Source organism: Streptomyces sp. YIM S03343, assembly GCF_054729195.1.
In genome coordinates this window covers 5,186,772-5,199,419 of record NZ_JBPUKX010000001.1, presented here as the reverse complement: position 1 = coordinate 5,199,419, position 12,648 = coordinate 5,186,772, and the positions used below count along the sequence as shown (strand labels likewise).

11 protein-coding genes are annotated in these 12,648 nt (G+C 70.7%); 2 read left to right on the top strand and 9 right to left on the bottom strand.

Translation table 11 applies throughout. From position 1 onward, the window contains the following. Nucleotides 1-109: 109 nt before the first annotated feature. The 4 genes from ACSYGN_RS22685 to ACSYGN_RS22670 form a co-directional block, all read right to left on the bottom strand. On the bottom strand, nt 110-943 hold the full coding sequence (locus tag ACSYGN_RS22685; RefSeq protein WP_460398432.1) for a carbohydrate ABC transporter permease: 834 nt from the start codon (nt 941-943) through the stop codon (nt 110-112). Then, nucleotides 943-1,896 (bottom strand): carbohydrate ABC transporter permease, encoded by a 954-nt coding sequence (locus ACSYGN_RS22680; RefSeq protein ID WP_460398429.1) that lies wholly within the window; start codon nt 1,894-1,896, stop codon nt 943-945. Before ACSYGN_RS22680 ends, ACSYGN_RS22685 begins: the two co-directional genes overlap by 1 nt. A 70-nt stretch (nt 1,897-1,966) precedes the next feature. Then, the gene (locus ACSYGN_RS22675) at nt 1,967-3,214 is read right to left on the bottom strand and encodes an ABC transporter substrate-binding protein (protein WP_460398427.1); all 1,248 of its coding nucleotides are present in this window, start codon (nt 3,212-3,214) and stop codon (nt 1,967-1,969) included. A 287-nt stretch (nt 3,215-3,501) separates the two neighbouring features. Further along, nucleotides 3,502-4,812 carry an MFS transporter gene (locus ACSYGN_RS22670; protein ID WP_460403663.1) on the bottom strand — a complete coding sequence of 437 codons (1,311 nt, stop codon included), beginning with the start codon at nt 4,810-4,812 and terminating at the stop codon, nt 3,502-3,504. A 104-nt stretch (nt 4,813-4,916) separates the two neighbouring features. On the opposite strand from ACSYGN_RS22670, the gene ACSYGN_RS22665 reads away from it, so the two are divergent. Further along, complete coding sequence (locus tag ACSYGN_RS22665; protein WP_460398425.1) at nt 4,917-5,903, top strand: GlxA family transcriptional regulator; 987 nt, start codon at nt 4,917-4,919, stop codon at nt 5,901-5,903. Nucleotides 5,904-5,928: 25 nt separating this feature from the next. Here the strand turns inward: ACSYGN_RS22665 and ACSYGN_RS22660 are convergent, their stop codons facing one another. The 3 genes from ACSYGN_RS22660 to ACSYGN_RS22650 all read right to left on the bottom strand — a co-directional run bounded on the left by ACSYGN_RS22660 (nt 5,929) and on the right by ACSYGN_RS22650 (nt 9,354). Then, nucleotides 5,929-6,978: a Zn-dependent alcohol dehydrogenase gene (locus tag ACSYGN_RS22660; protein ID WP_460398423.1), complete on the bottom strand. Its 1,050-nt coding sequence runs from the start codon at nt 6,976-6,978 to the stop codon at nt 5,929-5,931. Between the two features lie 14 nt (nt 6,979-6,992). Then, nucleotides 6,993-8,195, bottom strand: a complete 1,203-nt coding sequence (locus tag ACSYGN_RS22655) for an acyl-CoA dehydrogenase family protein (protein ID WP_460398421.1) — start codon at nt 8,193-8,195, stop codon at nt 6,993-6,995. 247 nt (nt 8,196-8,442) lie between these two features. Next, nucleotides 8,443-9,354 carry an SDR family NAD(P)-dependent oxidoreductase gene (locus tag ACSYGN_RS22650; protein ID WP_460398419.1) on the bottom strand — a complete coding sequence of 304 codons (912 nt, stop codon included), beginning with the start codon at nt 9,352-9,354 and terminating at the stop codon, nt 8,443-8,445. Between the two features lie 86 nt (nt 9,355-9,440). Here ACSYGN_RS22650 and ACSYGN_RS22645 point away from each other — a divergent pair, with 86 nt between their 5' ends. Beyond that, nucleotides 9,441-10,367, top strand: coding sequence for a cyclase family protein (locus ACSYGN_RS22645; protein ID WP_460398417.1), 927 nt, complete (start codon nt 9,441-9,443; stop codon nt 10,365-10,367). A gap of 351 nt (nt 10,368-10,718) precedes the next feature. On the opposite strand, the gene ACSYGN_RS22640 is transcribed toward ACSYGN_RS22645, so the two are convergent. Beyond that, on the bottom strand, nt 10,719-11,189 hold the full coding sequence (locus tag ACSYGN_RS22640) for an ATP-binding protein (RefSeq protein ID WP_460403661.1): 471 nt from the start codon (nt 11,187-11,189) through the stop codon (nt 10,719-10,721). Nucleotides 11,190-11,742: 553 nt separating this feature from the next. Beyond that, nucleotides 11,743-12,645, bottom strand: coding sequence for an acyl-CoA dehydrogenase family protein (locus ACSYGN_RS22635; RefSeq protein WP_460398415.1), 903 nt, complete (start codon nt 12,643-12,645; stop codon nt 11,743-11,745). Nucleotides 12,646-12,648: the final 3 nt, after the last annotated feature.

Here is a 12,648-nt window from a genome sequence, read left to right as displayed (position 1 = left end):
CTTCGTGCCTTCCGGCTCCCGGGGATGACGCGGATCGGACGGGTGCGGAACGGGTGCCTGTCGACCCGGGTGGCTGTGGACCGGCGGTCGGCCGGTGGCGGTGGCCGGGTCAGCCCTTGACCGCTCCGGATGTGAGTCCGGCGACGATGCGCCGCTGGAAGAGCAGGACGAAAACGATGATCGGAATGGTGATCACCATGGCCGCCGCGGCGATCGACCCGGTGGGCTGCTGGAACTGCGAGCTGCCGGTGAAGAAGGCGATCGCGGCCGGCACGGTGCGTGCTCTCTCCGTGGAGGTCAGCGAGATCGCGAACAGGAAGTCGTTCCAGCAGAAGATGAAGACCAGGATAGCCGTGGTGAACACGCCCGGTGCCGCCAGCGGCACGATGACAAGCCTGAATGCCTGCGCGGGTGAGGCCCCGTCCACCCTCGCCGCCTTCTCCAGGTCCCAGGGGATCTCCCGGAAGAACGCCGACAGCGTATAGATAGCCAGCGGCAGCGAGAACGTCATGTACGGGATGATCAGCCCGATCCAGGTGTCGAAGATGCCGATGGTCCGCTCGATGTTGAACAGCGGTGACACCAGCGAGATCGGGGGGAACATGGCGATCAGCAGGGACATGCCGATGAGCACCGTCTTGCCGGGGAACCGCAGTCTGGCCACCGCGTAGGCGGCCATGGTGCCCAGGACCACCGCGATCGCCGTGGCGATCAGCGCGATACCGATGGAGTTGACGAGGGCGCGGGTGAACTGGGACGTGTCGAAGATGCCCCGGTAATTCTCCCAGGTCCACTTGGTGGGGATGTAGTTGCCGTCCGTGAGGGTGCTCGGGTCCTTGAACGACAGCGCGGCGATCCACCACACCGGGAACAGCGCGTACAGCACCACCACCACGTTCAGAACGGCCCAACGGGTGGCGTGTGCCTTGCCCACGGCGGCCATCAGCGCTTCACCTCCGCGCCCGGAGCGGCCGCGCCGAACAGTTTGGTGAAGGCGAAGGCGATGATCCCGACGCAGATGAAGATCAGTACGGAGATCGCCGACCCGATGCCCAGGTTCAGCGCGGTGAACAGGTTGTGGTAGCCCAGGATCGACACGGAGCCGGTTCCCTGGGCCCCCGAGGTCAGGATGTAGATGTTGTCGAAGATCCGGAACGCGTCGAGGGTGCGGAACAGCAGCGCCACCAGGATCGCCGGCTTCATCAGCGGCAGCACCACCCGGGTGAAGCGCTGCCAGGCGTTGGCGCCGTCCACCATGGAAGCCCTCAGGGTCTCTTCGGGGACCAGGGCCAGGCCCGCGAGGAGCAGCAGGGCCATGAACGGGGTGGTCTTCCACACCTCGGCCAGGATGATCAGCCACAGGGCCGGCCACTGCTCGGTCAGGGGGGCGGAACCGCTCGGCAGCAGCGCGGCGAGGTATCCGAGGTTCGGTGTCCAGGCATACTGCCAGGAGAACGCGGCGACGACCGTGACGATCCCGTAGGGGACAAGGATCGCGGTGCGTACGGTGCCGCGGCCGAAGATCGCACGGTGCATCACCAGCGCGAGCCCCATGCCCAGGGCCAGTTCGATCGTGACGGACACCGCAGTGATGAACAGCGTCACCCAGAAGGCGTCCCACCAGAACGGGGAGGACAGCACCGCCCCGTAGTTGCTGAGACCCACGAACTTCGCCTGGGCGGGAAAGCGCAGGTCGTATCTCTGCAACGACAGGTAGACGGCGTAGGCGATGGGGTACGCGGTCACGGCCACCATGACGATGACGGCCGGCGCGCACAGCAGCCAGCCCAGCCGCCGCTCCTGCCGGGCACCCGCGGACAGAGCCGCCTGGTCCTTGCGCGACTGCTCTGCCTCGGGGGCCGGCGGGGCCCCGGCCGGTTGCGCCTGCATGCTCATCTGGGGCCGCCGGGGGAGCAGGCCCGCGCGCGTCGGCGCGGGAGGGCGGGACGGTGCGGGAGGTGGTGGGTCACGGGATCACACCCTTGGACTGGAGCGCCTGGCCGATCAGGTTGTCGATGGTGTCGACCGAACTCCGCGCATGGATCGCGGCCGGGGGAGACAGCGTGTGGGAAACCGCGATCGACACGTTCTGGTACGCCGGGGTGATCGGCCGCACGCTCGCCGACTCCAGGCCCGCCAGCACCTCCTTGGCGAACGGGTAGTTCTTGATGAGCGACGGCTCGTCATACAGACCGCGCAGCGTGGGCGGCAGGCCGCCGACGAGCGCTGCCGTGAGCTGGTTGTCCCGGTTGCGCAGGCACAGTGCCGCCTCGAAGGCCGGCCCGGGGTGGCGCGAGTACGCGCTCACGGCCAGGTCGATTCCGCCGATGGTGGGGCGTGACGGCCGGCCGGCGCCGACCCGCGGGTAGGGCGCCCAGCGGAAGTGCTCGAACAGTTTCGGGTTGTTCGCCTTCATCGACGGATAGACGAACGGATAGTTGATCTCGAACGCCGCCGTCCCTGACTCCATGGCGAGGCGGTTCTGGTCCTCCATCTGGTTGGCCAGGGAGGGGTCCGCGGCCGGTGAGTTCGCCAGGTCGTGCATGATCTGGGCGGCCCGCACGGCGGGTGGGCCGAGCGACGGCGCGGTGGCGTCGGCGTTGAGGATGGAGCCGCCCGCGCTGCTGATCACGCTGTTGAACCAGACGGTGAGGCCCTCGTACTGGGCGCCCTGGATCTCCACCAGGTGCGGTTTGCCCTGCTGGGCGAGTCTGCGGGCCATGGCGAGCATCTCGGCCCAGGTTCCGGGCGGGGTGGGCACCAGGTCGTCGCGATACCACAGGAGCTGTGTGTTGGTGTTGTACGGAACGGCGTACAGCCTGTCCTTCCAGGTGGCGGTCCGCAGCGGTACGCGCAGGGTGCCCTCGGTCGCCCGCTGCTTCACTTCCCCGGTCCACTCGCGGATCCAGCGGGCCTCCGCGAACTCCGCGGCCCATGTGACGTCGAGGCCCATGATGTCGACCGAGTTGTCCTTGGCCGCCAGCCTGCGCACCAGTTGCTCGCGCTGCCCGTCGGCGGCGCGTGGAAGCTTGTTGTAGACGATCCGGTACCGGCCGCCGGACGCCTGGCTGCACTTGTCGGCGGCCTGCTGGAGCGCGCCGGAGTCGTCGGGGAAGTTGTACCAGTTCAGGGTGAGCCGGCCGCCCCCCGCCTCACCACCGCCGCAGCCTGCGAGCACCGACGCGAGCAGCGGCAGTACGGCGAACGTCCGCAACCGCCGCAACCTCGTGAGCCGCGCTCCTCGCCCTGCCGGCCCGGACCTGGGAACCGGCCGGAAGCCGGACCTCGCGTGCACTCGCTCCATACCTCGCTTCAGGGCCGGCGGTCACGGGACTCCCACCCCGCAGCACTTCTTCGGGGCACGCTAAACAGCACAGAAAGCAACATCAACCATATTCGCCCCGGAACGCCCTTATGGGGTATACCGACCACGCTGTGGCAGCAGTGGCTCATGCTCGGAACCGCCCTCGCGGCTCAGCCGCCACACAGCGGCCTCAGCCGTCACACAGCCGTGGCCGCCACGGCGGTCACCCGAGACACCTGCCCCCGCCGGATGATCAGCGCCATCAGCGCTGCCGCCGCGCACAGCGCGCCCGAGGCGTACCAGACCATGTCGTACGAGCCGAAGGTGTCGCGGGCGACACCGCCCAGGTAGGCAACCAGGGCCGCGCCGACCTGGTGGGAGGCGAGGACCCAGCCGAAGACGATGGCGCTGTCCTCGCCGTAGACCTCGCGGCACAGGGCGAGGGTGGGCGGGACGGTGGCGACCCAGTCCAGGCCGTAGAAGACGATGAAGAAGATCATCGGTGGGTGCACGCTCGGGGCGAGGAGCATCGGGAGGAAGAGCAGCGACGTGCCGCGCAGGGCGTAGTAGACGGCCAGGAGGCGGCGGGGCTCGAAGCGGTCGGTGAACCAGCCGGAGGCCACCGTGCCGACGACGTCGAACACCCCGATGACCGCGAGCAGCGAGGCCGCCGCAGTGATCGGCATGCCGTGGTCGTGGGCCGCGGGCACGAAGTGGGTCTGGATCAGGCCGTTGGTGGAGGCGCCGCAGATCGCGAAGGTGCCCGCCAGCAGCCAGAACGGCCCGGTGCGGGCGGCGGACCGCAGGACCCGGAGCGTTCGGCGGGCGGCTCCCTTCACCGGGGCCGGCTTGGGCACCCACTCCGTGGCGCCGTAGGGCTTCTGGCCGATGTCGGCCGGGTGGTCGCGCAGCAGCAGCCAGACGAAGGGGACCACCGCGAGGGCGGCGACGGCGACGGTCACGGCGGCCGGGCGCCAGCCGTGGTGGGAGACCAGCCAGGACAGCAGCGGCAGGAAGATCAGCTGGCCGGAGGCGGAAGCCGCGGTGAGGATGCCGGTGACCAGGCCGCGCCGCTCGGTGAACCAGCGGTTGGTCACCGTCGCCGCGAACGCCAGCGCCATCGAGCCCGAGCCGAGCCCGACCAGCAGGCCCCAGCAGAGGACCAGTTGCCAGGCCGACGTCATCCACACCGTCAGGCCCGAGCCGAGCGCGATCACGGTGAGGGCGACGGCTACGACCCGGCGGATGCCGAAGCGGTCCATCAGTGCGGCAGCGAAGGGGGCGGTGAGGCCGTAGAGGGCGAGGTTCACGGAGACGGCCGCACCGATCGTGCCGTGCGACCAGTGGAACTCCCGGTGGAGGGGGTCGATCAGCAGCCCGGGCAGGGAACGGAAGGCCGCCGCGCCGATGATGGTGACGAAGGTGACGGCGGCGACGAACCACGCCCGGTGGATGCGGTGGCCGCGGTCGTCGGCCGGCGCCGTCGCGGCTTCCTGCCTCTGGGGCATCTCGGGTATCTGGGGCACATCTGTCTGGGTCACGTCATCGAGGGTGCGGTGCGGACGCCGTACGGACCACTGGCCCGAAGGACAGTGTCCGATAGGATCGGGCCATGGACAATGTTCCGGGTCGCGGGTTTCGGGCGCATCGGGTCGTCGTGCTCGCCCTCGACGGGCTGCTGCCCTTCGAACTCGGCATCCCTCACCGGATCTTCGGGCGCCCCAAGGACGCGCAGGGCCGCAGCCTCTACGACGTCGTCACCTGCTCGGTCCGCGGGCCGGGCCCGGTCGTGACGGACGCCGACTTCACGGTGCAGGTGGCACACGGGCCCGAGGCGCTGGCCACCGCCGACACGGTGATCGTCCCGGCGTCGTACAAGCTGGGCCCGGTGTTCGAAGAGGGGGTGCTGACAGAGGAGTTGGCCAGTGCCCTCGCCCGTATCCGGCCCGGTACCCGGATGGCCTCCATCTGCACCGGTGTGTTCGTGCTCGCCGCGGCCGGTTATCTCGACGGGCGCCGGGCGACGACCCATTGGGCGGACACCGACCATCTCCAGCGGCTCTTCCCGAAGATCGACGTCGATCCGGACGTGCTGTTCATCGACGACGGCGACGTGCTCACCTCGGCGGGCGTGGCGGCCGGGATCGACCTCTGTCTGCACATGGTGCGCCGCGACCACGGCACCGCCGTCGCCAACGAGGTCGCCCGCCGCACCGTCGTACCGCCGCACCGCGACGGCGGGCAGGCGCAGTACATCGAGCGTCCGGTCCCGGATCCGGTGCAGGCCACGACGACCGGAGCCCGCGCCTGGGCCCTGGCCCGGCTGCACGAGCCGATCCAACTGCGCGACATGGCCGCACAGGAGTCCATGTCGGTACGCACCTTCACCCGCCGCTTCCGCGAGGAGACCGGGGTCAGCCCCGGGCAGTGGCTCACCCGGCAGCGGGTGGAACGGGCCCGGCATCTGCTGGAGTCCACCCCTCTGTCCGTCGACCAGGTGGCCCGGGACGCCGGTTTCGGCACCGCCCAGTCGATGCGCCAGCACCTCCAGGCGGCGCTCGGAGTGACACCCACCGCCTACCGGCGGACCTTCCGCTGACTCCCTCATCCCAGGGCCTGTCGGCTCAGAACGTCAACACTCCCCGCGCCAGCCGTCCCGCCTCCGCGTCCGCCGTCGCCTTCTCGAAGTCCTCGATCGGGTAGGTCGTGGTGATCAGTTCGTCCAGGAGGAGGTCGCCCTTGCGGTAGAGGTCGGCGTACAGGGCTATGTCGTGCTGGGGGCGGGAGGAGCCGTAGCGGCATCCCAGGATGGATTTGTCCAGGTACATCGAGGAGACCCGGAAGGCCGCCTCCGCCGTGGCCGGGGGGACGCCCAGGAGGATCGCCTGGCCGTGCCGGTCCAGGAGGTCGACGGCCTGGCGGATGAGCTCCACCCGGCCCACGCATTCGAAGGCGTGGTCGGCGCCGTCGGGGAGCAGGTCGCGCACCCCCTCAGTCGAGGTCAGGAAGTCCGTCGCACCGAACTGCCGCGCCGCCTGCTCCTTCGCCGGGTTGGCGTCCACCGCGACGATCCTCAGCGCGCCCGCGATCCGCGCGCCCTGGATGACGTTCAGCCCGATGCCGCCCGTGCCGATCACCAGCACCGTGTCACCCCGGTCGACACGCGCCCGGTTGAGCACCGCGCCCACCCCGGTCAGCACGCCGCAGCCGATCAGGGCGGCCGAGGTCAGGGGGATGTCCTGCGGGATGCGGACCGCCTGGACCGCCTTCACGATCGTCAGCTCTGCGAAGGCCGAGTTCGCCGCGAACTGGTACACGCTTCGGCCCGCCCTCGTGAACGGGCGCGCCGGGCGGCCTATCGCCTTGCGACACATCGTCGGGCGGCCCCTGTCGCACTCCGCGCAGGTGCCGCAGTTGGCCAGCGTCGACAACGACACATGGTCGCCGGGGGCGACATGGTCCACCCCCGCGCCCACCGACTCCACCACTCCCGCGCCCTCGTGGCCCAGGACCACCGGCACCGGGAAGGGGATGGTTCCGTCCACCACCGACAGGTCGCTGTGGCACAGGCCCGCCGCCGCGATCGCCACCCTCACCTCGCCGGGGCCCGGGTCCCGTACCTCCAGGTCGTCGACGACCTCCGTCCGCTGTCCGTCGTACACCACACCTCGCACGGCGCGGCCCCCTCTCAGCCCTCGGCTCGTCTCGGCAGGCCGAGCACCCGCTCGGCGATGATCGTGCGCTGGATCTGGTCCGAGCCGCCGTAGATCGTGTCGGCCCGGGAGAACAGGAACAGGTGCTGGGAGTCGTCCAGTTCGTACGGCGCGGACGGCGACCAGTCCCGCGGGCCCGCGCTCGCCTCCGCGCCGCGCACCAGCATCGCCAGCTCGCCCAGCCGCTGGTGCCAGCCCGCCCACAGCAGCTTCGCCACGCTCGGGGCGCCCGCGTCTCCCGAACCGCCCAGTGTGCGCAGGGCGTTCCAGCGCATCGTGCGCAACTCGGCCCACTGGTGGATCAGTCGGTCGCGGATGGCCGGATCGCCGGCGGCTCCCGTCGCCGTCGCTGTCTGGATCACCTCCTCCAACTCCCTTGCGAAACCGATCTGCTGGGCCAGCGTGGACACGCCCCGTTCGAAGCCGAGCAGGCTCATCGCCACCCGCCAGCCGTTGCCCTCGCCGCCCACGACGTGCTCGGCTCGGGCGCCGTCGAAGAACACCTCGTTGAACTCGCTGGTGCCGGTGAGCTGGCGGATCGGGCGGACCTCCACCCTGCCGGGCTGGTCCATGGGGACCAGCAGGAAGCTCAGACCGTGGTGGCGGCTGGATCCGGGTTCGGTGCGGGCCAGTACGAAGCACCAGTCCGCCTCGTGGGCCAGTGATGTCCAGATCTTCTGGCCTGTGACGCGGTGGTACGGCCCATTCGGCCCGTGCGGCCCGTGCAGCCCGTGCAGCCCGTGCAGCCCCTGTGGCCCCTGCGACCCCGGCCGCTCGCGTACGGCCGTGGTGCGCACCGCCGCCAGGTCGGAGCCGGCGCCGGGCTCGCTGTAGCCCTGGCACCAGAGTTCCTCGCCCGCGGCGATCGGGGGGAGGAAGCGGGCCTTCTGGGCCGGGGTGCCGTGGGCTATCAGGGTGGGGGCCAGGAGGTTCTCGCCTATGTGGCCCGAGCGCGGGGGTGCGCCCGAGCGGGCGTACTCCTCCGCCCACGCGACCTGTTGGGTGAGGGTTGCGGTGCGGTTGCCGTGGCCGGCTTCCGGCCAGCCCAGGCCTATCCAGCCTGCGGCGCCGAGGGTTCGTTCCCAGTCTCGGCGGGTCTGGGTCTGGAGGTTGGCTTGGAGCCATGCGCGTGCTTCGTTGCGGAACGTTTCGTCCTGCGGACCGAATTCGAAGTCCATGGTCTCCGCCTCGTCTTGGTGCGGGTCGAGGGTTTCGCCCCCGCCGCCCCTTCCCGTTCCCGGCCCTGGGGGCTGCGCCCCCAGACCCCCGCTTGTCGGCCCTTCGGGCCTCGTCCTCAAACGCCGGACGGGCTGAAATTCAGCCCTCCGGCGTTTGAGGAGCGGGGGTACGGGGGCGGAGCCCCCAGGGACGGGACGGGAAGAAGGGGCGGCGGGGGCGAGATCCCGTCCTCAAACGCCGTACTGGCTATCGGTTGGGCCTCGCTCCCTTCCTTGCCGCCCGCTCCATCGCCTCCAGTTGTTCCAGCATCGGCATCGGGTCCGTGCCCACCGTTCCGGGCAGGAAGTCCGCGATCCTCTCCGGGGTCCAGGCGGCCTCCGCGTACGCCGCCCTCAGTTCCCTCGGCTGGGCCCAGACCGCCAGTTTCGGGCCTGCGATCGTGTACACCTGGCCCGTGATGCGAGCCTCCCTCGCGCGGTCCGACAGGAGGTACACCACCAGTGCGGCCACGTCCTCCGGCTCGCCGATCTCCTTCAGCTCCATGGGGACGTTCTCGGACATGCGGGTCCGGGCCACGGGCGCCACCGCGTTCGCCGTCACCCCGTACTTGTGAAGGCCCAGTGCGGCGCTGCGGACCAGGGAGATGATGCCGCCCTTCGCCGCGCTGTAGTTGGCCTGCGAGACCGAGCCCTGGTGGTTGCCGCTCGTGAAGCCGATCAGTGTGCCGGAGCGCTGCCCGCGCATCACCGCCGAGGCCGCGCGGAACACCGTGAACGTGCCCTTGAGGTGGGTGGCGACCACCGGGTCCCACTCCTCCTCGGTCATGTTGAAGAGCATCCGTTCGCGCAGGATGCCCGCCACGCACACCACCCCGTCCAGGCGGCCGTACGAAGTGAGCGCCTCGTCCACCACCCGCTGCCCGCCGGCCATCGTCGAGATGTCGTCGGCCACCGCGACGGCCTGCCCGCCCGCCGCCTCGATCTCCTTGACCACGGCCTCGGCGACCTCACTCGTCGGTGAGGCGCCCTCCACCGACACCCCGTGGTCGTTGACGACCACCCGCGCCCCCTCGGCCGCTGCCGCCAGCGCCACCGACCGTCCGATGCCGCGGCCCGCGCCCGTCACCGCGACGACCTTGCCTGCCAAGAAGTTCCCCACGCCCGGCCCCTTCCCGTGGTTTCTGACGGACCGTTAGATTTTATGACCGGCCGGACGCACGGAGACAAGCCCCGGGGAGGACACAGATGTCTCTGCCTGACGAGTTCCACGCCATCGCCAAGCGCGTCAACAACTGGGGGCGCTGGGGAGCCGACGACGAACTCGGCACGCTCAACCTCATCACCGGCGACGTGGTGCGCGAGGCGGCCGCCTGTGTCCGCAGCGGGCGGCGCGTGCCGCTCGCGCTGCCGCTCAAGGAGGACGGCGTGCAGACCGGGATGATCCCCGGGCGCGTCAATCCGCTCCATGTGATGGTCCAGGTCAACCAGGAGATCTTCGGTCCGGGCACGGTCGCGTGCAGCGACGACGCGGTGACCATGGGGCTCCAGGCCGGCACCCACTGGGACGCACTGAGCCATGTGTCGCACTCGGGCCGGCTCTACAACGGGCGCCCGGCGGACACGATCACCGCGCACGGGGGTGCCGCGCACGGCGGTATCGACAAGGTGGGGCCCATCGTCTCGCGCGGGGTGCTGCTCGACGTGGCACGCGCGCGCGGGGTCGACCGGCTCGACGGCGGCCACGCCGTCACCCCGGAGGACCTCGACGCGGCCGAGGAACTCGCCGGGGTGCGGGTCCGCTCCGGGGACGTGGTGCTCGTACGGACCGGGCAGGTGCAGGTGTATCTGGCGGGCGACAAGCACGCCTACGGCTATCCGTCGCCGGGACTGTCCGTCCGTACGCCCGAGTGGTTCCACGCGCGCGACGTGGCCGCCGTCGCCAACGACACGCTCACCTTCGAGATCTTCCCGCCCGAACTGGACGACCTCTGGCTGCCGGTGCACGCCCTGGACCTGGTCGAGATGGGGATGCTCCAGGGCCAGAACTGGAACCTCGAAGAGTTGTCCACAGCCTGTGGAGAACTCGGCCGGTACGCCTTCCTGCTCTCCGCCATGCCGGAACCCTTCACCGGCGCCACGGGAACTCCGGTCGCTCCGGTGGCCGTTCTCTGAGAGCTTGAACAGAGAGGGGCGGGGCCGGCGGTGCGCTGCCCCCTGATCCCCTTGCGCGCACCGCCACCCGCACGAACCGCGCTCGTCGAGGGCCACCCTCGCCCCGGCCTCTCGTCGTCCCCTCACGGCGGATCGCTACGACAAGCGTGGCCAAACGGTCACAGGGCGTCAACACCAGATGGGGGGTTTGCCACTTACATACGATTCGCAGTCACCGCGCACGGGAGCACGTCCCGGCGCACCGAGTCCCGGTCGGCTGCTGCCGACGGAGGGTTCTGCACCCGTGCTCCGACCGTTCCGGCTTCAACTGTTCCGAGCCGACGAGAAGGCAGCGCCCGGCACTGCCCGGCGCTACACCGCCTCGTACGCCAGCCCGTCGTACGCCGTGACGCCGATCCCGTAGGAGGTCGTGGCCCGCGCTGTTCCCGGCCGCTCCGCGCAGCGGTCGAGTTCGCACCAGATGCTCTTGCCCGCGCCCTCCGTGCTCCAGCCCCAGCGGTCGGCGAGGCCGTCGACGAGGGCGAGGCCCCGGCCGCCGGTGGCATCGTCGTCCACGCAACGGGGCACCGGCGCACGGGTGCTGGCGTCGGCGACCTCCAGGCGTACGGGCGCCGTATCGGCGGCGGCGCCCGGCAGGAAGAGCCGCAGCACGGCCGTGCAGCCGGTGTGCACGACGGCGTTGGTGACGAGTTCGGAGACGAGCAGGATCAGGGTCTCGGCAAGCGGTTCATCGGCCTCTATACCGGAGCCGGCCAGCCTCGAACGGGCCCAGCGCCGGGCTCGCCCCACCTCAGCGGGGTCGGGCCGGATCTCCAACTGCACTTGAAGCACCTGCACCGCTCACACCATCCGAACCGGCGGACACATGGGCTCGCGCCACATGAGCGCCATTACGCGCGCCATGACGAGGGCCACGATCGTAGCCATTTCGCACCAGGCCAGAACAACGGCCACAGCTGTGGTCACGGACCGTGACTCCCTTGCCGGACAGCATGGTTGACGTACAGTCACCTCAACAAGCGCTTCGGGCATATTCCAGCGCGAAGGAGTATTCGTACGGCATACTGTGCGACGCTCGCCGTGGCGAGTCGAACGGACGGGGGCCGGAACTGCTCCCGCCCTGCGAGCAGCGGCATGCACCGACGGACGCATGGTTCCCCGGGGGACCGCGTCGCCATGGCTCATGCTCGGAACCACTCGCATCCCACAGAAGGTACCGGAGTGGGCGCCTGACTCCATGCCGTGACAAGTCACACCTAGGACACAACCCGGTATCAACGCTCCGTGATTCCGGTATGCCACGATCCGCGACATTTCCAGTCGGTGACAGTCGGGCGGCCCTCGACGGCCCCGTCCGACGTGTCGGAACGGCGTCTCATGCGAGCAGTTCGGCGGCCAGCATCTCCTCACTCTCCGTGGCGGCACCGCCACGTCGGGCTCGCACCCAGGCGCGTTTGAGGTGCAGATGGACCTCGCAGTCCCAGGTGAAGCCCATGCCGCCATGCACCTGGAGGCAGTCGCGCGCGCCCCGTACGGCGGCCTCGTCGGCGAGCAGCCGGGCGGCGGCGACGTCCGCCGGGTCCTCGGTGACGGCGGCCGCGTACACGGCGACGCGCGCCACCTCGGTGCGCACCAGCATGTCCGCGCACAGATGCTTGACCGCCTGGAAGGCCCCGATCGGCTGCCCGAACTGTTCCCGCGCCCGGGCGTGTTGCACGGCCAGCTCGCAGCAGCGGCCCGCGGTGCCGAGTTGCTCGGCGGCGGTGAGGAGGACCGCGACCGGATCCGGCGCAGCTAGGGGATCCCTCACGGGCGGCTCGGGCAGTCGGTGCAGCGGGGTCAGCGGGTCGGCGGACCGCAGCGGTACGGCCCCGGTGGTGTCGCCGCGCACGGTGTCCGCGTCGGCCAGCCACTCCACGAGCCCGGACGCGTCCACGGCGGCGACGACCGTCTCCCCGGTCGCGGCACCCGGCACGTCGCCCGCCGCGAGATGCGTGGCGACCAGCGGCCCGGGCAGCAGGGCCCGGCCCGCCTCCTCGAACAGAAGGACCGCCTCCGGGAGTCCCGCCCCGGCCCCGCCGTCCGCCTCGGGCAGCCGCAGCGCGAAGAACCCGGCCGTGCCGAGCTCCCGCCACAGCCTCCGGTCCAGCCGAGCGGCACCGGCGGCGTCCGCCGTGTTCACCGCCGCCCGCAACGCATCCGCCCCGAACCGCCGCGCCAGCAGCTCCCGTACCCCCGTCCGCAACGCCCGCTGGTCGTCCGTGAGCCGGAACCGCACGAC

What these genes read in the sequence shown, in the direction of transcription:
- ACSYGN_RS22685 (WP_460398432.1), bottom strand. Translation starts at nt 943, where the DNA reads ATGGCCGCCGTGGGCAAGGCACACGCCACCCGTTGGGCCGTTCTGAAC.
- ACSYGN_RS22680 (WP_460398429.1), bottom strand. Translation starts at nt 1,896, where the DNA reads ATGAGCATGCAGGCGCAACCGGCCGGGGCCCCGCCGGCCCCCGAGGCA.
- ACSYGN_RS22670 (WP_460403663.1), bottom strand. Translation starts at nt 4,812, where the DNA reads ATGCCCCAGAGGCAGGAAGCCGCGACGGCGCCGGCCGACGACCGCGGC.
- ACSYGN_RS22665 (WP_460398425.1), top strand. Translation starts at nt 4,917, where the DNA reads ATGGACAATGTTCCGGGTCGCGGGTTTCGGGCGCATCGGGTCGTCGTG.
- ACSYGN_RS22655 (WP_460398421.1), bottom strand. Translation starts at nt 8,195, where the DNA reads ATGGACTTCGAATTCGGTCCGCAGGACGAAACGTTCCGCAACGAAGCA.
- ACSYGN_RS22645 (WP_460398417.1), top strand. Translation starts at nt 9,441, where the DNA reads ATGTCTCTGCCTGACGAGTTCCACGCCATCGCCAAGCGCGTCAACAAC.